21 protein-coding genes and 1 pseudogene are annotated in these 22,469 nt (G+C 72.1%); 11 read left to right on the top strand and 11 right to left on the bottom strand.

All coding sequences use genetic code 11. The annotated features are described in order from the left end of the window. Positions 1 to 6 precede the first annotated feature (6 nt). The 3 genes from ABT232_RS17140 to ABT232_RS17130 all read left to right on the top strand — a co-directional run bounded on the left by ABT232_RS17140 (position 7) and on the right by ABT232_RS17130 (position 1,686). Positions 7 to 252 carry a type II toxin-antitoxin system RelE family toxin gene (locus ABT232_RS17140; protein WP_351840728.1) on the top strand — a complete coding sequence of 82 codons (246 nt, stop codon included), beginning with the start codon at positions 7 to 9 and terminating at the stop codon, positions 250 to 252. A gap of 22 nt (positions 253 to 274) precedes the next feature. After that, complete coding sequence (locus ABT232_RS17135) at positions 275 to 862, top strand: PadR family transcriptional regulator (RefSeq protein ID WP_351840727.1); 588 nt, start codon at positions 275 to 277, stop codon at positions 860 to 862. Between the two features lie 62 nt (positions 863 to 924). Beyond that, positions 925 to 1,686, top strand: coding sequence for a MerR family transcriptional regulator (locus ABT232_RS17130; RefSeq protein WP_351840726.1), 762 nt, complete (start codon positions 925 to 927; stop codon positions 1,684 to 1,686). 42 nt (positions 1,687 to 1,728) lie between these two features. Here the strand turns inward: ABT232_RS17130 and ABT232_RS17125 are convergent, their stop codons facing one another. Beyond that, positions 1,729 to 2,094, bottom strand: a complete 366-nt coding sequence (locus tag ABT232_RS17125; protein ID WP_351840725.1) for a YbjQ family protein — start codon at positions 2,092 to 2,094, stop codon at positions 1,729 to 1,731. A gap of 139 nt (positions 2,095 to 2,233) precedes the next feature. Here ABT232_RS17125 and ABT232_RS17120 point away from each other — a divergent pair, with 139 nt between their 5' ends. Then, positions 2,234 to 3,187 carry a DedA family protein gene (locus tag ABT232_RS17120; protein WP_351840724.1) on the top strand — a complete coding sequence of 318 codons (954 nt, stop codon included), beginning with the start codon at positions 2,234 to 2,236 and terminating at the stop codon, positions 3,185 to 3,187. A 22-nt stretch (positions 3,188 to 3,209) separates the two neighbouring features. On the opposite strand, the gene ABT232_RS17115 is transcribed toward ABT232_RS17120, so the two are convergent. Further along, a complete protein-coding gene (locus tag ABT232_RS17115) occupies positions 3,210 to 4,835 on the bottom strand; it encodes a threonine/serine exporter family protein (protein WP_351840723.1) in 1,626 nt (541 codons plus the stop codon). A 108-nt stretch (positions 4,836 to 4,943) separates the two neighbouring features. Next, the gene (locus ABT232_RS17110) at positions 4,944 to 5,435 is read right to left on the bottom strand and encodes an inorganic diphosphatase (RefSeq protein ID WP_029394330.1); all 492 of its coding nucleotides are present in this window, start codon (positions 5,433 to 5,435) and stop codon (positions 4,944 to 4,946) included. A gap of 79 nt (positions 5,436 to 5,514) precedes the next feature. Here ABT232_RS17110 and dacB point away from each other — a divergent pair, with 79 nt between their 5' ends. The 6 genes from dacB to folE all read left to right on the top strand — a co-directional run bounded on the left by dacB (position 5,515) and on the right by folE (position 13,111). Next, positions 5,515 to 7,119: a D-alanyl-D-alanine carboxypeptidase/D-alanyl-D-alanine endopeptidase gene (gene dacB / locus ABT232_RS17105; RefSeq protein WP_351840722.1), complete on the top strand. Its 1,605-nt coding sequence runs from the start codon at positions 5,515 to 5,517 to the stop codon at positions 7,117 to 7,119. A gap of 56 nt (positions 7,120 to 7,175) precedes the next feature. Then, positions 7,176 to 8,306, top strand: coding sequence for an Rv3626c family coenzyme F420 biosynthesis-associated protein (locus tag ABT232_RS17100; RefSeq protein ID WP_351840721.1), 1,131 nt, complete (start codon positions 7,176 to 7,178; stop codon positions 8,304 to 8,306). Positions 8,307 to 8,499: 193 nt separating this feature from the next. Further along, positions 8,500 to 9,534, top strand: a complete 1,035-nt coding sequence (tilS, locus tag ABT232_RS17095) for a tRNA lysidine(34) synthetase TilS (RefSeq protein WP_351840720.1) — start codon at positions 8,500 to 8,502, stop codon at positions 9,532 to 9,534. Positions 9,535 to 9,581: 47 nt separating this feature from the next. Continuing rightward, on the top strand, positions 9,582 to 10,142 hold the full coding sequence (hpt, locus tag ABT232_RS17090; RefSeq protein WP_351840784.1) for a hypoxanthine phosphoribosyltransferase: 561 nt from the start codon (positions 9,582 to 9,584) through the stop codon (positions 10,140 to 10,142). Positions 10,143 to 10,337: 195 nt separating this feature from the next. Then, a complete protein-coding gene (gene ftsH, locus ABT232_RS17085; RefSeq protein ID WP_351840719.1) occupies positions 10,338 to 12,368 on the top strand; it encodes an ATP-dependent zinc metalloprotease FtsH in 2,031 nt (676 codons plus the stop codon). Positions 12,369 to 12,505: 137 nt separating this feature from the next. Next, entirely contained in the window at positions 12,506 to 13,111 is a 606-nt protein-coding gene (gene folE / locus ABT232_RS17080) for a GTP cyclohydrolase I FolE (RefSeq protein WP_351840718.1), read from the top strand. Positions 13,112 to 14,182: 1,071 nt separating this feature from the next. On the opposite strand, the gene ABT232_RS17075 is transcribed toward folE, so the two are convergent. From ABT232_RS17075 to ABT232_RS17050, 6 genes and pseudogenes are all read right to left on the bottom strand, one after another. Next, positions 14,183 to 14,671, bottom strand: coding sequence for a DUF3180 domain-containing protein (locus ABT232_RS17075; protein WP_351840717.1), 489 nt, complete (start codon positions 14,669 to 14,671; stop codon positions 14,183 to 14,185). A 54-nt stretch (positions 14,672 to 14,725) separates the two neighbouring features. After that, complete coding sequence (folK, locus tag ABT232_RS17070; RefSeq protein WP_351840716.1) at positions 14,726 to 15,337, bottom strand: 2-amino-4-hydroxy-6-hydroxymethyldihydropteridine diphosphokinase; 612 nt, start codon at positions 15,335 to 15,337, stop codon at positions 14,726 to 14,728. After that, positions 15,334 to 15,693: a dihydroneopterin aldolase gene (folB, locus tag ABT232_RS17065; RefSeq protein ID WP_351840715.1), complete on the bottom strand. Its 360-nt coding sequence runs from the start codon at positions 15,691 to 15,693 to the stop codon at positions 15,334 to 15,336. Before folB ends, folK begins: the two co-directional genes overlap by 4 nt. A gap of 306 nt (positions 15,694 to 15,999) precedes the next feature. Further along, a complete protein-coding gene (locus tag ABT232_RS17060; RefSeq protein ID WP_351840714.1) occupies positions 16,000 to 16,503 on the bottom strand; it encodes a nuclear transport factor 2 family protein in 504 nt (167 codons plus the stop codon). Next, on the bottom strand, positions 16,500 to 17,402 hold the full coding sequence (folP, locus tag ABT232_RS17055) for a dihydropteroate synthase (RefSeq protein WP_351840713.1): 903 nt from the start codon (positions 17,400 to 17,402) through the stop codon (positions 16,500 to 16,502). Before folP ends, ABT232_RS17060 begins: the two co-directional genes overlap by 4 nt. A gap of 435 nt (positions 17,403 to 17,837) precedes the next feature. Beyond that, positions 17,838 to 18,884: pseudogene (locus tag ABT232_RS17050) on the bottom strand (phosphatidylglycerol lysyltransferase domain-containing protein); the annotation flags it as partial. A 344-nt stretch (positions 18,885 to 19,228) separates the two neighbouring features. On the opposite strand from ABT232_RS17050, the gene ABT232_RS17045 reads away from it, so the two are divergent. Beyond that, positions 19,229 to 20,614 (top strand): hypothetical protein, encoded by a 1,386-nt coding sequence (locus ABT232_RS17045; RefSeq protein ID WP_351840712.1) that lies wholly within the window; start codon positions 19,229 to 19,231, stop codon positions 20,612 to 20,614. Here ABT232_RS17045 and ABT232_RS17040 read toward each other — a convergent pair. Together ABT232_RS17040 and ABT232_RS17035 are read right to left on the bottom strand one after the other, a co-directional pair. Next, complete coding sequence (locus tag ABT232_RS17040; protein WP_351840711.1) at positions 20,611 to 21,942, bottom strand: PH domain-containing protein; 1,332 nt, start codon at positions 21,940 to 21,942, stop codon at positions 20,611 to 20,613. The two genes, ABT232_RS17045 and ABT232_RS17040, sit on opposite strands and share 4 nt — an antisense overlap. After that, positions 21,939 to 22,442 carry a PH domain-containing protein gene (locus ABT232_RS17035; RefSeq protein ID WP_351840710.1) on the bottom strand — a complete coding sequence of 168 codons (504 nt, stop codon included), beginning with the start codon at positions 22,440 to 22,442 and terminating at the stop codon, positions 21,939 to 21,941. Before ABT232_RS17035 ends, ABT232_RS17040 begins: the two co-directional genes overlap by 4 nt. Between the last annotated feature and the right edge of the window lie 27 nt (positions 22,443 to 22,469).

Genomic DNA, 22,469 nt, shown 5'->3' with positions numbered 1-22,469 from the left:
GGGCGAGTGACCAGGACGGTTCTCTGGGAGCCGGCCGCCCTGAACGCCGCCACGGGGCACCTCAAGGACGATCCCGCCGGCGTGGACTCCCTTCTGAGCGCCACTGACCGGCTCGCGGACGACGCGCGGCCCGAAGGGTCCCGGGCCTGGGGCACGGATCACCGCCGCCTCCACCACGGCCCCTGGCGAGTCCCCTACCGCGTCGATCCGGACGCGCGCACCATCGAACACGTCGGCCGCCGGGTCGCCTGAGCGGCGCCCTAACCTGGACCGCATGTCAGCGATCCGACTCCTGGTCCTGGGCGCCGTCCGTCGGCACGGGCGGGCCCACGGCTACCAGGTGCGCGCCGACCTGGAGTACTGGGGCGCGCACGAGTGGTCCAACGCCCGGCCGGGCTCGATCTACCACGCGCTGAAACAGATGGCCAAGCAGGGCCTGCTGCACGCCCACGAGGTCGCCCCCTCCACCGCGGGCGGCCCCCCGCGCACCGAGTACGAGCTGACCGGCGCCGGCACCGAGGAGTACTTCCGCCTGCTGCGCGAGGCCCTCACCGCCTACGACCAGAAGACGGACCTCAAGTCCGCCGCCATCGGCTTCATGGTCGACCTGCCGCGCGCCGAAGCGATGGCCCTGCTCAAGGAGCGCGTCCGCCGCATCGAGGAGTGGCGCGCCGACGTCACCGAGCACTACGTCCCCGAGGAGGGCCCCGAGCGGCTCGGCCACATCGGCGAGATCATGCACCTGTGGCTGCACACCGCCGACGCCGAGGCCGCCTGGACCCTCGGCCTGATCGGCCGTGTGGAAGGCGGCGCCTACACCTTCGCCGGGGAGGGCGAGCCCTTCGTCGGCGTCCTCACCTGAGGACTTGCACCTCACGTGGCGTGAGGCCGCAGCGTGGAGGGCGTACCGAGAAGGGAGCGGAAGTGGGCTACTCCGTGGGACAGGTCGCCGGATACGCCGGAGTGACGGTGCGCACCCTGCACCACTACGACGACATCGGTCTGCTCGCGCCCAGCGAGCGCAGCCACGCGGGCCACCGGCGCTACAGCGACGCCGACCTCGACCGGCTGCAGCAGATCCTGTTCTACCGAGAGCTCGGCTTCCCGCTCGACGAGGTCGCCGCCCTGCTCGACGACCCGGACGCGGACCCGCAGGCCCACCTGCGCCGGCAGCACGAGCTGCTGACCGCCCGGATCGAGAAGCTGCGCAGGATGGCGGCGGCCGTGGAGCACGCCATGGAGGCACGCACGATGGGAATCGACCTCACGCCCGAGGAGAAGTTCGAGGTGTTCGGGGACCACGACCCGGACGCGTACGAGGACGAGGTGCGGCAGCGCTGGGGCGACACCGACGCCTACCGCGAGTCCAGGCGCCGGACCGCCTCGTACACCAAGGAGGACTGGAAGCGGCTCACGGCGGAGATGGACGCCGTCCACGGCCGGATGGCCGACCTGCTCGACCGGGGCGTCCCCGCCGGCTCCGAGGCCGCCATGGACGTCGCCGAGGAGCACCGCCGGTTCATCTGCGGCGCCTACTACGACTGCTCGCACGAGCTGCACGCCTGCCTGGGCCAGATGTACGTCGACGACCCGCGGTTCACGGCGACGTACGAGAAGATCCGGACCGGCCTGGCCGTGTACCTGCGCGACGCGATCTTGGCGAACACCGCACGGCACTCCGGCTGAGGCCGAGGCCGAGGCCGCGGCCCGGGGGCGGCCCCCGCGGGGCTACTCCCGGGCCACCACCACGGCCGTGCCGTAGGCGCACACCTCCGTGCCCACGTCCGCGGCGTCCGAGACGTCGAAGCGGAACGCCAGCACGGCGTTGGCGCCCCGCGCGCGTGCCTGCTCCACCAGGCGTTCCATCGCCTGGTTGCGGGTCTCCACGAGAGTCTTCGTGAGACCCCGCAGCTCACCGCCCACCAGCGACTTCAGCCCGGCGCCGATCTGGCTCCCGAGGTGCCGGGACCGCACGGTGAGTCCGAACACCTCGCCGACGACCTGCTCCACGCGATGACCGGGTACGTCATTGGTCGTGACGACCAGCACGTCCGGGTGCGGCCCCTGGCCGCCGCCGTACTCTTCGATGCCCATGCCCCACAGCTTTCCCTCAGCGGGCGCACGGCGCACCCCGAGGGCGCAGGTGGAACCTGGGGCGGGCGCATGGCGTTGATAGCTTTGTCCGGCCGAACTGGACGCCGCACTTCCCTTCACCCCTCAGGAGCCCGGAACCGTGACGACGCTCGCTCTCGGACCCAGCTGGCTGGATCCGAACTACCTGCTCGACACCTTCGGGATCTGGGGCCTGCTCCTCATCGTCTTCGCCGAGTCGGGCCTGCTCATCGGGTTCTTCCTGCCGGGTGACTCGCTGCTGTTCACCGCGGGTCTGCTGATCGCGTCGAACCAGCTGGACTTCCCGCTCTGGGCGGCCATCGCCCTGATCTGCGCCGCCGCGATCCTCGGCGACCAGGCGGGCTACATGTTCGGCAAGAAGGTCGGACCCTCGCTCTTCTCCCGCCCCGACTCCCGTCTCTTCAAGCAGGAGAACGTCACCAAGGCCCACGACTTCTTCGAGAAGTACGGCCCGAAGTCCCTGGTCCTGGCCCGGTTCGTGCCCATCGTCCGCACCTTCACGCCGATCATCGCCGGCGTCAGCGGCATGCGGTACCGCTCCTTCCTGATCTTCAACATCGTCGGCGGCGTCCTCTGGGGCGCCGGAGTCACCCTGCTGGGCCACTGGCTGGGCAACATCGACTTCGTCAAGAAGAACATCGAGGCGATCCTGATCCTGATCGTCCTGATCTCCGTCGTCCCGATCATCATCGAGTTGCTGCGCGCCCGCTCCAAGAACAAGAACGCCCGGCAGCAGCAGCCGGAGCCCCGGCAGCAGCAGCCGCAGCCGCAGCAGCAGTACCCGTACCCCCCGATGGACGACGCCACCACCCAGCTCCGTCGCGTCCCCCCGGCCGAGCAGCAGCAGCCCTACCCGCCGCAGAACCAGCAGCACCCGCAGCAGTACGGCCACGACCAGCAGCAGTACGGCCACGACGAGCAGTACGGCTACGAGCAGCAGCAGTACGGCTACGACCAGCGCGGCTACGACGAACCGCGGCAGGCCCCGTACGACCCGCAGCAGCACCCCTACGAGCAGCAGCCCCCGTACAACAACCGGAACCAGGGCTACTGACCCGGCCCGAGGGGGCGCGGGGTCAGAACCCTCGGGTGCGCTTCGCCGCCTTGCGCCCGCGCCCCGCCCCCCGCAGGAACAGCCGCGAGATCTCCGACCCGAGGTTCACCCCGATCGCGATGGCCATCGCCAGCGCCGCCGCCTTGGTCAGCGAGCCCAGGCCGCTGTCGACATCGTTCTGCGCGATGGCCAGCAGCCCGAAGTAGGTGGCCGATCCCGGCAGCAGGGGCCCGATCGCCGCCGTGGTGTACGGCAGCGCCGACACATACCGGTAGCGCGACATCAGCTGACCGAACAACCCCACCAGCCCCGCCGCCACGGCGGTCGAGGCGACCGGCGACAGATCACCCGCGTAGTGCATCGCGCCGTACACCACCCAGGCGACACCGCCGTTGAGCGTCACCGCCAGCACGGTCGAACGTTCCTGCTGCAACAGGACGGCGAATGTCAGGGACAGCAGCATCGACGCGATGATCTGCACCACCGGCTGCTCGCTGCTGCCCAGCGCCGCCTCGGGATTGAGCTGCGCCCCCAGCTGGACCCCGAAGTACAGCACCACGAGCACCCCGACGACGATGCCCACGAAGAAGTACAGGACCTCCAGCAGCCGGGCCGCCGCCGTGATGTAGAACCCGGTCAGCCCGTCCTGCACGCCCGCCACCAGCGCCCGCCCGGGCAGCAGCGCGAACAGACCACCGGTGATGACGGCCGAGGCCTTCACGTCCACATGGGCGACGGTGAGCGCCACCCCGATCGCGGCCGGCGGCATCGCGGCGACCGTGAACTGGTAGAACTCCGGCAGCCCGCGCCCCGCGCACAGCCACGCCAGCCGGTCCCCGAGCATCGCGCCCAGCGCCGCCGCGACGAACACGATCAGATCGCCGCCGACCAGCACCGAGGCCGCCCCCGCGAGCAGCCCGCTCGCCGAGGTCAGCACCCAGGTGGGATAGGGGTGCCGGTTGCGGCGCATCTCCGCCAGCCGCCGGTAGGCCTCCTCCAGGGAGATGTGGGTCTCCGGGTCGCTGAGGTCGTCGACGAGCTGGAAGACGGCCGCGAGGCGCGTGTAGTCCGTGCCGCGCCGCCGCACGGTCCGCGCCGCCGACACCGGATCGTCCACCAGGGACGGCTGGTACGAGATCGACAGCAGGGTGAAGGTGACGTTCGGCTCGCAGCGGTCCAGGCCGTAGGAGCGGCAGACCGCGAACATCGCCGCCTCGACGTCCTCCGCGCCCTCGCCGCCCGCCAGCAGCAGCTCCCCGATACGCAGCGTCAGATCGAGCACACGCGGAACGGCCGGGCCGTCCTCCTCGCTCTTGTGCACCGGCTCCGGCGCGGGCCGCTCGGCCACCGGCATCCGCAGCATCGTGCGCATCCGGTCCTGCCAGGGCACGTCCTTGGTCAGGCTGACCACGGGTATCCCGGTCGCGGGCGTGAAAGCCGGCGTCTCCCGGGCGTGATAGGTGTGCGGCGTGCTGAACGCCGACCCCTCGGGTTCCGCGCTCGGCGGCTGGGGGGCGTCCAGCCCGACGGGCAGGGCGAACTCGGACGTCGTCTCCGACTCGCTGTCCCCGACCTCGACGCCGGCGGGCGGCGTGAAGGCCATCCTCGCCTCGTCCGACTGCGGCTTGCGGTCTTCCGCGTCCGTCACGTGCTGTGCACTCCCTGTACGACACCTCCGGTGACCTCAGTATGCGCACACATGACGAACGGGCCGCACGCGTGCGTACGGCCCGTCTCCTACCCAGCAACGGCCAGGTCAGTGACCGCCCTGCTCCTTGAAGCGCTTGTAGGACCGCTCGATCTCGGCCTCGGCGTCCGTACGGCCCACCCAGTTGGCGCCCTCGACGGACTTGCCGGGCTCCAGGTCCTTGTAGACCTCGAAGAAGTGCTGGATCTCCAGGCGGTCGAACTCGGACACGTGGTGGATGTCGCGCAGGTGCTCCACACGCGGGTCCGTCGACGGGACGCACAGCAGCTTGTCGTCGCCGCCGGCCTCGTCGGTCATACGGAACATGCCGATCGCGCGGCAGCGGATGAGGCAGCCCGGGAAGGTCGGCTCGTCCAGGATGACCAGCGCGTCCAGCGGGTCGCCGTCCTCGCCGAGGGTGTTCTCGACGAAGCCGTAGTCCGTCGGGTAGGCGGTCGACGTGAACAAGCGGCGGTCGAGACGGATACGACCGGTCTCGTGGTCCACCTCGTACTTGTTGCGCGAACCCTTCGGGATCTCGATCGTGACGTCGAACTCCACCGGTGGCTCCTCCATGATCAACACACAGTTCTGGTGGTTAAGTGTCCCTCACGCAGGTGTGTGATCGCGAAAGGGGCTGGTGGTCGTGCCCGAGCTGAGGCCTTGGCAGGCCGCGAGGCCGCGTCTGAGGCGGATCGCGGACGCCGTACGCCCTCGCCTCGCCCGAGCCGCGGCGGCGGCGCGACCGCGGGTCGCGCGGCTGGCACGGGCCACGTCACCGCAGGTCACACGGATCACGCGGGCGAAGACCTGGCAGTACACCGCGGGTGCCGCCACCGCCGGTCTGGCGCTGGCCGCCGGTGTGGTGACCACCACGGGCCCCTGGGACTCCACGGGTCAGCGTACGGCCGAGCGGGAGCGCGCGAGGGCCGCCGAGCTGACGGGTGGCGCATCTCACGGCGGCGTCACCGGCAACGCGGGAGCCGGCGGCACCGCACCCACGGCACCCCGCCCCGCCCCCAGCGCCGCCTCCGTCCTCGCCGGCCTGGGCGGCGCCACCGGCGCCGGACGGTCCGTGCCCGACGCCAAGGCGCTCGGCGCCGCCCTCGGCCCGCTGCTGAAGGACCCCGCCCTCGGCGGACGGCGGTCCGCCGCCGTCGTCGACATCGCCACCGGCGAGCGCCTCTACGCCGAGGGCGCCGACGAGGCGCTGACCCCGGCCTCCACCACCAAGATCGCCACCGCCGTCGCCGCGCTGTCCGCGCTCGGCGCCGACCACCGCCTCACCACCCGCACCGCCTTCGAACCCGACACCGAGGAGCTGATCCTGGTCGGCGGCGGCGACCCCACCCTCACCGCGGACCGGGACACCGAGGGCCGCGCCGGCCTGCGCGACCTCGCCGCGGACACCGCCGCCGCACTGGCCAGACGCGGCGTCCGCAAGGTGACCCTGTCCTACGACACCACCCTGTACGCCGGCTCCGAGCTTCACCCCATCGGGGTCAACGACAACCTCGCCCCCGTCACCGCCCTGATGGCCGACGAGGCCCGCACCGACGACTCCACCAGCGGACCCGCGCCCCGCGTCGCGGACCCCGCGGCCGACGCCACCCGCGCCTTCGCCGGCTTCCTGAAGTCCGAGGGCATCGAGACCACGGCCCCCGGCCCCTCCAAGGCGACCGACCGCGCGGCCACTCTGGCCACCGTCGCCTCACCGCCGCTGTCAGCGCTCGTCGAACAGATGCTGACCAACAGCGACAACGACCTCGCCGAGGCCCTGGCCCGCCACACCGCCCTCGCGACGGGCGAACGCGCCGACTTCGCCGGAGCCGGCCGCGCCATCAAGAGCCGCCTCGAGAAACTCGGGCTGCCCACCGAGGGCGCCGTCATCAAGGACGGCAGCGGCCTCGACCGCGCCGACAGACTGCCCGCCGCCCTCCTGACCGCCCTCCTCGCCGAGGCCGCCGACCCCGCCCGCCCCGAACTGCGCCCCACCCTCACCGGCCTGCCCGTCGCCGGCTTCACCGGCACCCTCACCAGCCGCTACGGCGACGGCGCGGCCGGCGTCGTACGCGCCAAGACCGGCACCCTCACCGGCGTCAACGCCCTCGCCGGCACCGTCGTCGACGGCTCGGGCCGGGTCCTGGCCTTCGCCTTCCTCGCCTCGGACACCACCGACCCCGGCGCCGCCCAGCGCGCCCTGGACCGAGCGGCCACGGCACTGGCGGCATGCGCCTGCGGCTGACCGCCCGGCCCGTCGTCGCCCTGCCCCCGGAGGGACCCCTCACGTACGGTTGACACATGACGAGCATCGGTGGCACGGCATCCGGCATGGTCGACTGGAATCTCGCGGTGGCGACCGCGACCCGGCTCGTGCGGCCGGGCCCCGAGGTGAGCCGCGACGAGGCCCGTGCCGTCGTCGCGGAACTGCGCCGCCACGCCAAAGCCTCGGAACAGCACGTCCGGGGCTTCACTCGGCTGGGCACCGAGGAGACCCACGACACGCCCGTCCTCGTCGTCGACCGGCCCGGCTGGGTCCGCGCCAACGTCGCCGGCTTCCGGGAGATCCTCCGGCCGCTGCTGGAGAAGATGCAGGAGCGCCGCGGCACCGGCCCCGGCGGCACGGTCTTCGGCGCCGTCGGCGGCAAGGTCACCGGCGTCGAGCTGGGCATGCTGCTGTCCTTCCTCGCCTCCCGGGTCCTCGGCCAGTACGAGACCTTCGCCCCCGCCGCCCGCGACCTGCCGGCCGGCGCGAACGGCGGCGGCCGGCTGCTGCTCGTCGCCCCCAACATCGTCCACGTGGAGCGCGAACTCGACGTGGAGCCCCACGACTTCCGGCTCTGGGTCTGCCTGCACGAGGAGACCCACCGCACGCAGTTCACGGCGGTGCCCTGGCTGCGCGACCACTTGCAGGGTGAAATCCAGTCGTTCTTGGGAGAGACGGACGTCGACCCCATGACCGTCCTGGAACGCGTCCGGGAAGCCGCCCAGACGCTGGCCGGCGGCCGTCCGGAGGGCGAGGAGGACGACGGCGGCCGGTCCCTCGTCGAACTGGTGCAGACGCCCGCACAGCGCGAGATCCTGGGCCGCCTCACCGCCGTGATGTCCCTGCTGGAGGGCCACGCCGACTTCGTGATGGACGGCGTCGGCCCGGACGTCGTGCCGTCCGTGGCGGAGATCCGCGAGAAGTTCCAGCAGCGCCGCGCCAAGGGCGCCTCACGGCTGGATCTGGCCCTGCGCAAACTGCTCGGCCTGGACGCCAAACTCCGGCAGTACCGCGACGGCGAACGCTTCGTGCGGGCCGTCGTGGACGAGGTCGGCATGGACGGCTTCAACCGCGTGTGGACCTCTCCGAACACCCTCCCCACCAAATCGGAGATCGCCAAACCGGCGGACTGGATCGCGCGGGTGCACCGCCGGAGCGAAACGTGACACGCCGCGAGACGTCGTGAACCGAATCCGGCCGACGGCAGGCGAACGCCCCTCCAATCACCCGTCCGAGGGAGCGTGAGCGGCGGACAGGCGTGCAATGCTCGGGGAACGGCCCGGTTCTGTCACCATCTACACACTCTGAGTGACCGAAACTCGGGCTCACCCCCCGAAAACTTCATGAAGGGAACCGGACATGGGTCCCCATCCTGCGGTCGCGGCGATACGCCTGGCGGTCCGCCGCGTCCTCCACGACATCCTGACCGACCTCGACAGCGCCTCCCCGGGCGGTGCCACCGCCCCGCACGAGCCGCCGCCCCCGCCGCTCGTGCTCGTGGCCTGCTCCGGCGGTGCCGACTCCATGGCACTCGCCTCGGCCCTCGCCTTCGAGGCCCCCAAACTCGGCATCCGCGCGGGCGGCGTCACCGTCGACCACGGCCTTCAGGCCGGCTCCGACCTGCGGGCCGCCGAAGTCGTCCTGCGCCTGCGCCAACTCGGCCTCGACCCCGTCGAGTCCACCGCCGTGACCGTCGGCCGCGAGGGCGGACCCGAAGCCGCCGCCCGGGACGCCCGCTACGCCGCGCTGGACGCCGCCGCCGAACACCACGGCGCCGTCGCGATCCTGCTCGGCCACACCCGCGACGACCAGGCCGAGACCGTGCTGCTCGGCCTCGCCCGCGGCTCCGGCATCCGCTCCCTGTCCGGAATGGCCGCGGTCTCGGGGGCCGACGGCCGTTACCGCCGCCCGTTCCTCCAGCTCGACCGGCAGACCGCCCGCAAGGCCTGCATGGTCCAGTCGCTGCCGGTCTGGGACGACCCGCACAACGCCGACCCGGCCTACACCCGGTCCCGGCTGCGCCACGAAGGCCTGCCCGCCCTGGAGAAGGCGCTCGGCAAGGGCGTCGTCGAAGCCCTCGCCCGGACGGCGCAACTCTCCCGCGACGACGCCGACGCCCTCGACAGCTGGGCCAGTCAGGCCGACGCCACCGTCCGCGACGCGGCCGGCCTCCTGGAGTGCGCCAAGCTCTACGCCCTGCCGCCCGCGGTACGGCGCCGGATCCTGCGCCGCGCCGCCATCGAGGCCGGTGCCCCGGCCGGCTCGCTCTTCGCCCGCCACATCGAGGAAGTCGACCGGCTGATCACCGGATGGCGCGGCCAGGGGGCCATCAACCTGCCCGGCAAAGTCGTCGCCCAGCGACAGGGTGGCAGACTGGTGATTCGGCAAGGCTGAATCCCGGCCCCTCCCGGGGGCGGCAGCCGGTGGGACGACCGAAAGTGATGCGGGTGGACGCGAAAGACATGGGTGCCGACCTCAAGCAGGTACTCATCACCAAGGAAGAGATCGACGCCAAGCTGGTCGAACTGGCGGCGAAGATCGACGCGGAGTACGCGGGCAAGGACCTGCTGATCGTCGGCGTCCTCAAGGGCGCGGTGATGGTCATGGCCGACCTCGCGCGGGCCCTGTCCACCCCCGTCACCATGGACTGGATGGCCGTGTCCTCGTACGGCGCGGGCACCCAGTCCTCCGGCGTGGTGCGGATCCTCAAGGACCTCGACACCGACATCAAGGGCAAGCACGTCCTGATCGTCGAGGACATCATCGACTCCGGCCTGACCCTGTCCTGGCTGATCTCCAACCTCGGCTCCCGCGAGCCCGCCTCGCTGAAGGTGTGCACGCTGCTGCGCAAGCCCGAGGCCGCGAAGGTCGCCATCGACGTGGAGTGGGTCGGCTTCGACATTCCCAACGAGTTCGTCGTGGGCTACGGCCTGGACTACGCCGAGAAGTACCGCAACCTGCCGTTCGTCGGGACGCTCGCGCCCCACGTCTACGGCGGCTGACCTCCGGGCTGGGCCACTGGAGCGGCCTTTGTCGGACGATCGGGAACCCCGGCGGGCCTCGCGCCGTTGGAGCATGCAGACGGGATTGCCAGCCGTCCGGCGCGGCTTCGGGCCACAATGCTGGGGTACCGTCAGAAGAACTGTCTTATCAAACTCACTATGGCAGGAGGGACGGGGCGGCACCGCTCCGTATGGATGGACGTGAAGCGATACTTCCGTGGGCCGGTCATGTGGATCGTGCTGGCCGTCCTTGCCGTGGTCGTGTTGATGCAGGTCGTCGGCTCGTCCGGCGGCTACAAGACGGTGGACACCGGCCAGGTCGTCCAGGCGATCAATGAGAACAAGGTCGAACAGGCCAAGCTGACCACCGGCGACGAGCAGATCATCAAGGTCCAGCTCAAGGACGGCGTAAAGGTCGAGGACAGCTCGAAGATCCAGGCGAGCTACATCGGCGACCAGGGTGTGGACATCGCCAACATCCTGCAGAACAAGTACCAGGACAAGCAGATCCCGGACGGCTACACCGTCTCGCCGTCGAAGCAGAACCCGATCGTCGGCATCCTGCTGTCGCTGCTGCCCTTCGTCCTGATCGTGGTCGTCTTCCTGTTCCTGATGAACCAGATGCAGGGCGGCGGCTCCCGAGTGATGAACTTCGGGAAGTCGAAGGCCAAGCTCATCACCAAGGACACCCCCAAGACGACCTTCGCGGACGTCGCGGGTTCCGACGAGGCCGTCGAGGAACTGCACGAGATCAAGGAGTTCCTCCAGGAGCCGGCGAAGTTCCAGGCCGTCGGCGCGAAGATCCCCAAGGGCGTGCTGCTCTACGGCCCGCCCGGAACCGGCAAGACCCTGCTCGCGCGTGCCGTCGCGGGCGAGGCCGGCGTCCCGTTCTACTCGATCTCCGGCTCCGACTTCGTCGAGATGTTCGTCGGCGTCGGTGCCTCCCGAGTCCGTGACCTGTTCGAGCAGGCCAAGGCGAACGCCCCGGCGATCGTCTTCGTCGACGAGATCGACGCGGTCGGCCGCCACCGCGGCGCCGGCCTCGGCGGTGGACACGACGAGCGCGAGCAGACCCTGAACCAGCTGCTCGTCGAGATGGACGGCTTCGACGTGAAGGGCGGCGTCATCCTGATCGCCGCCACCAACCGGCCCGACATCCTCGACCCGGCCCTCCTGCGCCCCGGCCGCTTCGACCGGCAGATCGCCGTCGACCGCCCGGACATGCAGGGCCGTCTGGAGATCCTCAAGGTCCACCAGAAGGGCAAGCCGGTCGCTCCGGACGTCGACCTGTCGGCCGTCGCCCGCCGCACGCCCGGCATGACCGGCGCCGACCTGGCGAACGTGCTGAACGAGGCCGCCCTGCTGACGGCCCGCAGCGACCAGAAGCTGGTCGACAACAAGATGCTCGACGAGGCCATCGACCGCGTCGTGGCGGGCCCGCAGAAGCGGACCCGGATCATGTCGGACAAGGAGAAGAAGATCACCGCGTACCACGAGGGCGGACACGCCCTGGTCGCGGCGGCCTCCCCGAACTCCGACCCGGTCCACAAGATCACGATCCTGTCCCGCGGCCGCGCCCTCGGCTACACGATGGTGCTCCCGGACGAGGACAAGTACTCGACCACGCGCAACGAGATGCTCGACCAGCTGGCCTACATGCTGGGCGGCCGCGCGGCCGAGGAACTGGTCTTCCACGACCCGACCACCGGTGCCGCCAACGACATCGAGAAGGCCACCGGCCTGGCCCGCGCCATGGTCACGCAGTACGGCATGACCGAGCGCCTCGGCGCGATCAAGTTCGGCGGGGACAACACCGAGCCGTTCCTCGGCCGGGAGATGTCCCACCAGCGCGACTACTCGGAAGAGGTCGCCGCGCTGGTCGACGAAGAGGTCAAGAAGCTCATCGAGACCGCGCACAACGAGGCGTGGGAGATCCTCGTCGAGAACCGTGACGTCCTCGACAACCTGGTCCTGGCCCTCCTGGAGAAGGAGACCCTGGGCAAGGAGGAGATCGCCGAGATCTTCGCCCCGATCGTCAAGCGCCCGCCGCGTCCCGCGTGGACCGGCTCCTCGCGGCGCACGCCGTCCACCCGCCCGCCGGTGCTCTCCCCGAAGGAGCTGGCACTGACCAACGGCGCCAACGGTGCCACGGCGTCGATCACCGCGAAGTCGACGGCCACGGAGTCCGTTGCGGACCCGGTCCAGGAGGACCGCTCCGACAGCTGACCCCACCCCCGGCGGGCCGCTCCGGCGGCCCACCGGGCCCGGAATGGATGCCGCGCCCCCCTGGTTCTAGCCTGGGGGCGCGGCATTTCGCCATTTCCGGCTGCCGGGCATGCACGAACGAAGGAACGAGGCACCACATGACCGACCCCGTGACGCTGGACGGCGAAGGCACCATCGGCGTGTTCGACGAGAAGCGCGCCGAGAACGCCGTACGCGAACTGCTGATCGCGGTCGGCGAGGACCCGGACCGCGAGGGCCTGCGGGAGACTCCGGCGCGGGTGGCGCGGGCGTACCGCGAACTGCTGGCAGGGCTCTGGCAGGAGCCCGAGGAAGTCCTGACGACGACGTTCGACCTGGGGCACGACGAGATGGTCCTGGTGAAGGACATCGAGATCGTCAGCCTCTGTGAACATCATCTTCTGCCGTTCCACGGTGTGGCGCACGTCGGGTACATCCCTGCGGAGACCGGCAAGATCACCGGCCTGTCCAAGCTGGCGCGTCTCGTCGAGGTGTTCGCCCGCCGCCCGCAGGTGCAGGAACGACTCACCACGCAGATCGCCGACTCCCTGATGAGCATCCTGGAGGCGCGGGGCGCGATCGTCGTCATCGAGGCCGAGCACATGTGCATGTCGGTGCGCGGCATCCGCAAGCCCGGAGCCAAGACCACCACCTCAGCGGTACGTGGTCAGCTGCGGGACGCCACCACTCGGGCCGAGGCGATGAGCCTGATACTGGCTCGCTGACCCGATTGTCGGTGACGCCCGATACGGTCCCTCGGTCAGTGGAATCGATCGCTGATCGAGGGGGAACGCGGTGGTGTACGGGCTGCCGAGCAAGCAGACGGTGAACGGGGTGGGCGGGCGCCTGCATGCGCGGGATGTGCGAGTCGGCTGCCGCCTCTGGGCGCTGGACGGGGAGCGCGCGGTGCGGACCACCGTCCAGTCGGTCGACATCGTCACGACGCGCGAGATCGTCGATGTCGTCACCGGGCACGTGACGTTCTCGGTGGCGCCGGATCAGTTGCCGGGGACGCCTGACGGGTGGGTTCACGCCCGAGACGCGGCGGGGAACGTGCTCGCATGGACGCACGCGAGAAAGCTGTGCCGCGAGCGGCTGACCGTGAGGCCGGGATATGCCTTCGGCTACATGATCGGCGCGGGTTGCTCGGACGGAACAGTGGGACGGAACTACGTCTCGCTCATCGTCAATGACGAGGGGTTCGCATCCCGATACGCGAGGTGTCTCACCGAGTCCACCGGACTTCCCGCTCGACTTGAGGAAGTGACCCGGCCATCGGGTTACCTGAAGCGGGAGGTGCCCGGCTTTCGAGTGCGTGTGGTGTCGTCGTACCTCGCCGATCTGATGAGGCAGTACGTCGGTGGCGATGCGCACCACCTGCGGCAGCGTTCTCCGCGCGTCGTTCTTCGGACAGGGAGACGTTCGAGGGATTCCTGGACGGCTACACCGATGGTGACGGTTGCCGCGCCACGACCTGGCGCGGGCGCATCCTGGTCAGTGCCAACGTCACGTTCCTCGCGGACCTCGCGCGGGTGGTGGGCGGGAGATCCACGCCTCGTGCCGACGGGAAGGCTTCCCACCTGGCTGTTGCGGACAGCCGGCCGTCACGCGGCACGTTCGAAGCGGAGCAGCACCCGCTGCACCTCAGAGAGAGCGCCTGGGTCCAGGTGGACGCGGTTCGGCGGCGCGTCTCGTCCCACAAGCCGTTCACCCTGTACAGCTACCGGCTGGAACCCCACCCGGGCTTCCTGGTGAACGGGCACCTCGCCAGGCAGCCCTGGGCGGCGCCGGCCGTCTCACACCGCTGAGGCCGTCCCCGGGCCGCCCTGTTCGTCGTCCTCCGGGAGTTTGCAGACGCGTTCCAGGAAGAGGGCCGCCGCTATCACGGCGATGCCGGCCAGGACCGAGAAGCCGGCGTAGATGGCCTGGTCGCGGCGGGCCGGGATGTCGAGGGATTCCAGTAGGAAGACGCCGACGCCGCCGTACATGCCGGCGACGAGGGCGGCGACCAGCGCGCTGGCCTGGCCGAAGACCACCGCGCGGGCCGCCATCAGCGGGTCGACGCCCTTGGCGCCGGGACGGCGCTCGCGCTGGGCCTTGAGCCGGGCGCGCAGGGACAGCGCCGTAGCCGTCAGCACCGTGGCGATCAGCGCCAGGACGACGGGGGCGGCCAGCGGGACACTCGGCAGGGTGCCCACCGAGTTCCACAGGCGGGCGCCCGCCCAGGACAGCACGCCGGCGACGACGAACACGCCGGCCAGCACCCTGATGCGCAGCTCTCTCACGGTGTCCCTTCGGCTTCCCGGATCTTCCGGACGATGTCGTCTCGACCTTAACGACTACTCGGGCAACCGGAGTTCCAGGTCGCCGCGGGCCTCGACGCCGTCCCGGGTGAGGGTGCCGAGCAGGTCGGCGACGGCGCCGCGACCGGGCAGTTGCGCTTCCGGGTCCACGTCGTGCCACGGGGCGAGGACGAAGGCGCGTTCGTGGGCGCGCGGGTGGGGGAGGGTGAGCTGCGGGTCGTCGGAGACGACGTCGGCGTAGGCCACGATGTCCACGTCGAGGGTGCGCGGGCCCCAGCGCTCGTCCCGCACCCGGTTGAAGGCCTCCTCGATGGCGTGCGCCCGCTCCAGCAGGGAGGACGGCGGCAGTGTCGTCTTCAGCACCACGACCGCGTTGAAGTACGACGGCTGGCTGCCGGGCTCGACGCCCCACGGCTCCGTCTCGTACACCGGCGACACGGCCTTGATCCGCAGGCCGGGGGTGTCCTCCAGGGCGTCGACGGCGCCCTGGAGGGTCTCCAGGCGGTTGCCCAGGTTCGAGCCGAGGGAGAGCACGGCGCGCTGGGGGTTGTGCAGGGTGGTGTCGGCGGCGTCGACCTTCTCGACGACGGAGGCGGGCACCGGCTGTACGGTCGGGTCGGTGGGACCCTGCGTGAAGGACGCGGTCATACTCGGCTCCGGGTGATGGTGACGGTCACGTCGTCGAAGGGGACCGTGATCGGCGCGTCCGGTTTGTGGACGCAGACCTCGACCTCCTGGACCCCCTCGTGCTTCAGACAGGCCTGGGCGATGCGCTCGGCAAGCGTCTCGATGAGGTTGACCGGCTCGCCCTCGACGACGGCCACGACCTCCTCCGCCACGATGCCGTAGTGCACGGTCTTCGCCAGGTCGTCGTCGGCCGCGGCCGATCGGGTGTCCAGGCCCAGGACGAGGTCCACGATGAAGGTCTGACCCTCCTCGCGCTCCTTGGGGAACACACCGTGGTGCCCGCGGGCCTTCAGGCCGCGCAGCGCGACACGATCCACGCGAATCACTCCTGCAATCGTCGGTTGCGGCCGGTCCCTGCCGTGTGCGGACGGCACACCGGCCTCGGACGAATCTACCTGCGGGCACCGACAGCGCCGGGCCACGGGGGCACGGGTCCGGACCGGGGCCGGGAGGATTCACCACGTGTTTCCCCTGGGGAATCCGGCGGCTCACGGGTCGGAAGCCGCGCATACCCGGGGGCCCGTGATTCCAACCACTCCTTGGTCCCTTCGGGCCCTGTCGCTCCCCCTTTTCTCCGGTTTGCGTGGAAGTTGTTTCCGGCTCCCACGAGAGCGCCTACCCACTCAGGCGGGAGTGTCGTCGCCGTCTTCCTCCTCGGTTCCGGTCAGTACCGGTGAGGCGTGGTGCGACCAGAGTTTCCAGCCCCCGGGCGTGCGCCGGAACACATTGGTGGCGACCACGAGCTGCCCCAGGAGCGGGCCCAGCTCGTCGCCGTCGTCGGGGGCGGGACCGCCGCTGAGGATGTTCTCGGTGCAGGTCACCAGAGCGGTGTCGCCGGTGACGGAGACATGCACATCGGTGAGGAAGAACTGGATGTAGTCGGTGTTCGCCATGATCAGCGCGTACGACCGCAGGACCTCGCCGCGGCCGGTGAGCACCGGCCAGCCGGGGTGCACACAGGAGATCACGCCGGTGTCCGCCGGGTCGTGGTACTGCTCGTCGACGCCGAGGTCGGCCGGCTCGAGCCACAGCCCGGAGACCACGTCGAAGTCGCCGCGCTCCAGGGCCTCGTAGAAGGCGGTGTTGGCGAGCTCGACCTGCTCGACGTCGGTGTGGGGGGCGCTCACAGGGCTCCTTCAGCGTTCGAGCCCAGCGCGTGTCCCTCCGTACGCGCTCCTTCCACGGCGCGTGCGACCCGCACCGCGTCCGCGGTCGCGCGCACCTCGTGCACGCGCACCGCCCACGCGCCGGCGTGCGCCGCGAGCGCCGAGACGGCGGCCGTCGCCGCGTCGCGCTCCCGCGCGGGCGGCGGGGCGCCCTCCGGCCCGGCGAGCACCCGGCCGAGGAACCGCTTGCGAGAGGCGGCGACCAGCAGCGGGTGGCCGAGGGCGCGCAGCCGGTCGAGGTGGGAGAGCAGGGTGAGGTCGTGCCCGGCGTCCTTCGAGAAGCCGAGTCCGGGGTCGACGACGATGCGGTCGGCGGCGATACCGCCCTCCAGGACGGCCTGCACGCGCGCGTGCAGTTCGTCGACGACCTCGGTGACGACGTCGTCGTAGTCGCCCTTGATGTTGCCGCCCTCCAAAAAGCCCCGCCAGTGCATGACGACGAAGGGGGCGCCGGCGTCGGCCACGACCGGGATCATCGCCGGGTCGGCGAGACCGCCGCTGACGTCGTTGACGAGGGCGGCGCCGGCCGCGAGGGACTTCTCGGCGACCGAGGCGCGCATGGTGTCGACGGAGACGACGACGCCCTCGGAGGCGAGGCCGCGGACCACCGGGATGACGCGCCGCAGTTCCTCGCTCTCGTCGACGCGGGTGGCGCCCGGGCGGGTGGACTCACCGCCGACGTCGACCAGGTCGGCGCCCTGCGCGACCATCTCCAGACCGTGCTTGACCGCGGCGGTCGTGTCGAACCAGCGGCCACCGTCGGAGAAGGAGTCGGGCGTCACGTTCACGACGCCCATCACCGCGCAACGGTCCCAATCCGGAAGGCCCGCGATACGTCCGCGTCCGCTCTGGTTGCTCATACGTTCAGCGTAGGCCCCCTGGGGGCGCGCGCCTCCCCACCTGGCGCTCCGGGCCACGGCGCGCCCGCGCCACGACACGGGGCGGCGCCCTGCCGACGGCGGTGCCGGTGGCGGCGGTGACGGTGGCGGCGGTGACGGTGGCGGCGGGGACGGCTGTGACGGCGGCGGCGATCAGGCGGTCGGAGTCGGGGCGGCGGGCCGGCTGAGGCCCGGACTCGCCGCGGCGGCTCCGCCCGGTCCTGGTCTTGGTCCTGGCCCCGGTCTTGGTCCCGGTGCCGGTGCCGGTGCCGGTGCCGGTCTTGGTCCCGGTCCGGGTGCCGGTGCCGGTCCTGGTCCCGGTCCGGGTGCCGGTGCCGGTCCTGGTCCCGGTCCGGGTGCCGGTGCCGGTCCTGGTCCCGGTCCGGGTGCCGGTGCCGGTGCCGGTGCCGGTGCCGGGTCCAAGGCGCCGAGGCCGGTCTCGCGGGTCCACACCTCACCGCCGGCCGCCGAGCAGCCCATGACGGCGGGGGTCCAGGAGTGGGCCCTGGCCTCGTCCATGAAGCGCTCGATGGCGCCGGGCCAGGCCTCCCGGTCACCGATCGGGTCGCCGTCGGCGAGCATCACACCGGACACCACGCGGTAGGTGACCGCGGCCCGGCCGCTCGGTGAGAAGACGACGGCGCTGTCACGGCGGAGGGTGAAGCGGTCGGGGGCGTGGTGGCCGCCGTGCCGCACCAGCAGGGCCCGCAGCCGGGCCGCGTCCTCCTGTGTCGGCCGCGCGGCGGGGCGTTCGGGGCGCAGGGCGAGGTGGATCGTGGTGACGGCGGTGAGCAGTCCCAGGGCGCCGAGCGAGAGGGCTACCGTCCCGGAGGCGCTGCCCTGGTAGGTGACGGGGCCCTCGAAGCCGAACAGGCCGTACAGGACGTGGGTGATGCGGTCGGCCAGGCTGGGGTCGCCGTCCATCGGGCCGGGGTGCGCGCTGACGACGACCAGGCCGAGCGCGAGCGAACCGGCCCCCATGAGAACGAGGTTGGCGAGGGCGTGCCACCGGCTGTGCGGGCCGGACCGGGCCGTGAACCGGTCACGGTGCCGCAGCAGGGCGGTCAGCAGGGCCAGGGAGAGGACCGTGCCGAGCGCGGCGTGCCGGTAGGTGAACTGCGCGACCGCGCCGACCGGCAGCAGCGCGACGGCGGCCCGCCAGGCGCGGCGTTCGTGGCGCCTCAGACCGTGGGCGAGGAGCAGTAGGAGCACGCCCGCGCCGAGCGAGAGCGCGGCGGCGAACGGTCCGAGCGCGCCGGGCGGCAGCTCGGCGAGGGCGTGCGCACGGCTGCGTTGGAAGCGCGGGAGGACGCCCGCGGCGATGTCCAGGAGCCCGACGGCGGTGCAGGTCCTGGCGACGAGGACGGGTACGGCCGCCGGGCGCGGCCCGCGCGGCTGTCGGCGCGCCCGGACCGGCCGCCCCGGAACTCCGCTGGGCCTTTCCCCGTCTTCCCTGACAGACATCGCATTCCCGTGGTTCGGCGAGAGACCTCGACCCCGGTGCCGATTCGGGCATCCGGCGACATTGCGCCCTCTAGGACGGTGTGCCGGGAAGGGAGGTTCACTCGGTCCTCGGGCGGAGTGGCGGGGTGGAAAAGCGAAATGGGGGAGAGTGCGCGGCCGTTCCCCGGGCGAGAAATGATCTTGGTGAATTCGGTGCGCGATCCGGGAGGTGATCGGGGAGGCGATCCGGGAAGTGGCCGGGATGCGATCCGTGGAGTTCCTGACGCGACGTGAACCCTTCGTCGTGGCTTTCTTTTTACGGCCCGGGGCACCACGATTCGCCTACGCGCGGTAAGTTTCTGGCCATGCCACGTGGACGTCACCGCCATTCCCCGCCCTTGCACAGGCTGCTTCCCCCGTCGGCGATCGCAGGCGTCTCTCTCGTCTGCGCCCTGGGGCCCTGGGTGTTCACGGAACCGTCGGTGTTGCGCGGACTTGCCGCCGCCGCCGCGGTGACGGCGGTGGCGAGCGCGGTCGTCATGCGGCGCTGGGACATCCAGGCGGGCAAGCGCGTCGCCGATCTCACGCGCGCGCGGGCGAGCGACGAGTGGCGTTTCGAGGAGCGGGTCGCCGAACTGGAGTCCGACCTCGACGAATCGCGCGAACTGCGCCAGAAGCTGGAACAGCGGCTGCGGGCCAAGCGCACCGAACTGGCGGGTCTGCGCAACGAACACGCGGCACTGCTGCGCCGGTACGCCACGGCGGAGACCGAGCGGGCGAGCGCGCTGGAAGGCCGGCGGCTGCTGGAGATAGAGACCGCGGCTCCCGCGCGGGCGCTGCCGCCGGCGCCGGTCAAGGAGGCCACGGAGGCGGAGGCACCGGCCCAGGCCGACACGCATGCGGCTGCGGCGGCGGACGTGGACGCGGAAGTCGCCGGGCCGGCCGAGCGGTCGCCCGCGCTCTTCTCCCCGGAGGGTTCCCGGCTGTTCCTACGGGCCGGCGCTGCGCTGGCCCGGCTCGACGCGGAGGTCTCCACGAAGGCGAACCCCGCCGCGGGCGCTTCCGCGAAGAACGACGCCGGTCCCGAGAACCGGGCCTCCTCCGAGGCCGCCGATTCCGTGCCGCGGCAGCCCACGGGGTCCCGCGCGGACCGTGCCGCCACCGAGGCGGAGGCCGCGCGGGAGGACGAGGCGCAGGGGAAGCCCGAGGCGGCCGCCGGGCACGAGCACGCGGCCGCCGCCTCCCCCACCGACGAGCCCGCCGCCTCGACCACCGACGAGCCGACGGCCGACCAGCCCGCCACCGACGAGCGCACGGCCGGCCGGCCCGCCACTGCCGAGTCCACGGCCGACCTGCCCACCACCGACCTGCCCGCCGCCGCGCCTGCCGCGCCCGCCGCCCCCACCCCAGCCCCCGCCGTGCGGCAGCCCGCCGGGCACTTCGCCGTGCCGACCGCGGTGGCCGTCGTACCGGCCGCGCCCGCGCGGCGTCCCACGGTCGAGGGCGGCTTCGACTTCTTCGGGACGAAGCCGCAGGGCGCCGCCCCCGCCGCGCTGGAGTCGGTGCAGAACGAGGACCTGGCCGACGTCGTCGGGCAGGAGGCGCTGGACCTGCACAAGGCGGAGGCGGAGGCCGAGTTCAAGCCCGCGGACGCCGCCGCCGGGCCGGCTGTCGGTCAGGTCATCGACCTCACCGCCCACGACGAGACCGAGCGCATCGACCTCCAGGGGCTGCGCAGCGCGGCTTCCTAGGCCATCCAGCGGTCGGGGCGCGCCTCGCGTCGCCCCGTCCGCGAGCGTTCCGCCTGGGTCCGCAGCAGCCGTGCCGCCTCCTCGGCGTCCCGCAGCCGGGCCGTGACGGTCTTGCCGGCCCCCGTGTCCACCCGTACGTCCGCCAGCCCCCACAGGCGCTGCCAGGGCCCTTGGGTGAGCCGTACGCTCTGCACCTTGGCGTGCGGGACGAGCGCGAGGTGCCGGCGCAGCAGGCCGTGCCGGGCGGCGAAGACGGCGTCGGTGGCGGTGAAGCCGTAGCCCCGCCACCACAGCGGTACACACCGGCCCGCGCGTCGCGGCGACCGGGACAGCGACGGCCCCGGCGGCACGGTGGTCCCGGGCAGCACGCGCGCGACGACGGACTCGGCGACCTCGCGCGGGGCGACCGGCAGCAGCACGGAGTTGGACGACCCGGCCACGTCCAGCTCCACGCGCACCCAGCCCCGTCGCCGCCACAGCAGCGGCTCCACGATCCGCACGGTCTGCACCCGCCCCGGCGGCACCGTCTCGTGGACGCGGTCGAGCAGTCCGCGGTCGATGCGCAGCCCGTCCGGGGACTCGGCGACCGTCCAGTCGTACTCGGTGACGAACCGTCCCACGCTGCTCGCGCCGGCCGCGCCGAGCAGCGGCACGCCGGTCGCGAGGACCGTCCACAGGCTGTGGGTGGCGAACCAGAGCACCGGCGGCACGACGAGCGCGGCGGCCAGGGTGGCCCAGGTGGCGCCCGTCAGCACCACGGAGAGCGCGAGTACACCCGGGGGCACGCGCAGCATCCGGTGCGCCGGTGCCTCGCCGACCTCGTGCGCCGTCTCGGGCGCGAAACCGGCCGCCCGCGCGAGCAGCTCCGCGCGCAGCGCGCGGGCCTCGTCCTCGCCCAGGAAGGCGAGTTCGTCCTTCTTGTCCGTGCCGACGACGTCGAGCTTGAGCTTGGCGACGCCCGCCACGCGCGCGAGGAGCGGCTGGGTGACGTCGACGGCCTGGAGGCGCTCCAGGCGGATGTGCGCGGTGCGCCGGAACAACAGGCCCGTACGGATGCGCAGTTCCGTGTCGGTGACCGCGAAGTGGGTGAACCACCAGGTGAGGAAGCCGTAGAGGGCGGCGGCCGGGATCAGCACGGCGATCCCGATCAGCAGGGTGGTGGTGGTCAGCCGGGTCAGCTGGCGCTGCGCCTGGTCCGGGTCGTGCAGCGCCCAGCCGATCAGCACCGCGACCGGCGCCCACGCCCGCCTGAGCGGCGTCACGGGGTGCAGGCGCCGCTCGGTCACCCGGTCCGCGCGGCGTACGTCGTCGGTGCCGGGCGTGCTCACAGCCCCGCCGATCGGGCCTCGCCCAGCTCGGTGAGCCGGTCGCGCAGGCGTTCCGCCTCGGCCGGGTCCAGGCCCGGGATGGTGGCGTCGGTCGCGGCGGCCGCGGTGTGCAGCTGCACGCTGGCCAGCCCGAAGTGCCGCTCGACGGGACCGGAGGTGACCTCGACCAGCTGCATCCGGCCGTACGGCACCACCGTCTGCGACCGCCACAGCACGCCCCGGCTGATCAGCAGGTCGTCGGCGCGCTCGGCGTACCGCCAGGACCGCCAGTTGCGGCCGACCAGGACCCAGCCCCAGGCCGCGAGCGCCGGCGGCAGCACCGCGAAGGCGGCCCACGCGGGGCCCACCAGCAGCCCGAGCAGCAGCCCCAGGGCCGACGCCAGGACGCCCGCCCACACCACCAGCAGCAGTCGCCGCATCCGCAGCAGCCCGGGCGGCAGCCCGATCCACACCGGCTCGGCCCCCGCCGCCTCCGTGCCCCGAGGGCTCCCCGTCTCCATGGGGCCAGCGTACGTAGGGGAGACTGG

It is taken from the genome of Streptomyces sp. NPDC001532 (assembly GCF_040298625.1).
Lineage (GTDB): Bacteria > Actinomycetota > Actinomycetes > Streptomycetales > Streptomycetaceae > Streptomyces.
The sequence above is the reverse complement of the archived record's forward strand: the minus strand, read 5'-3'. Positions and strand labels throughout refer to the sequence as shown.

Excerpts from the sequence above, each read along its gene's own strand:
- ABT232_RS17035 (WP_351840710.1), bottom strand. The coding sequence starts at position 22,442 with ATGGAGACGGGGAGCCCTCGGGGCACGGAGGCGGCGGGGGCCGAGCCG.
- ftsH (WP_351840719.1), top strand. The coding sequence starts at position 10,338 with ATGGACGTGAAGCGATACTTCCGTGGGCCGGTCATGTGGATCGTGCTG.
- folP (WP_351840713.1), bottom strand. The coding sequence starts at position 17,402 with ATGAGCAACCAGAGCGGACGCGGACGTATCGCGGGCCTTCCGGATTGG.
- tilS (WP_351840720.1), top strand. The coding sequence starts at position 8,500 with ATGGGTCCCCATCCTGCGGTCGCGGCGATACGCCTGGCGGTCCGCCGC.
- ABT232_RS17135 (WP_351840727.1), top strand. The coding sequence starts at position 275 with ATGTCAGCGATCCGACTCCTGGTCCTGGGCGCCGTCCGTCGGCACGGG.
- hpt (WP_351840784.1), top strand. The coding sequence starts at position 9,582 with ATGCGGGTGGACGCGAAAGACATGGGTGCCGACCTCAAGCAGGTACTC.
- folE (WP_351840718.1), top strand. The coding sequence starts at position 12,506 with ATGACCGACCCCGTGACGCTGGACGGCGAAGGCACCATCGGCGTGTTC.
- ABT232_RS17125 (WP_351840725.1), bottom strand. The coding sequence starts at position 2,094 with ATGGGCATCGAAGAGTACGGCGGCGGCCAGGGGCCGCACCCGGACGTG.
- ABT232_RS17045 (WP_351840712.1), top strand. The coding sequence starts at position 19,229 with ATGCCACGTGGACGTCACCGCCATTCCCCGCCCTTGCACAGGCTGCTT.
- folK (WP_351840716.1), bottom strand. The coding sequence starts at position 15,337 with ATGACCGCGTCCTTCACGCAGGGTCCCACCGACCCGACCGTACAGCCG.
- ABT232_RS17100 (WP_351840721.1), top strand. The coding sequence starts at position 7,176 with ATGACGAGCATCGGTGGCACGGCATCCGGCATGGTCGACTGGAATCTC.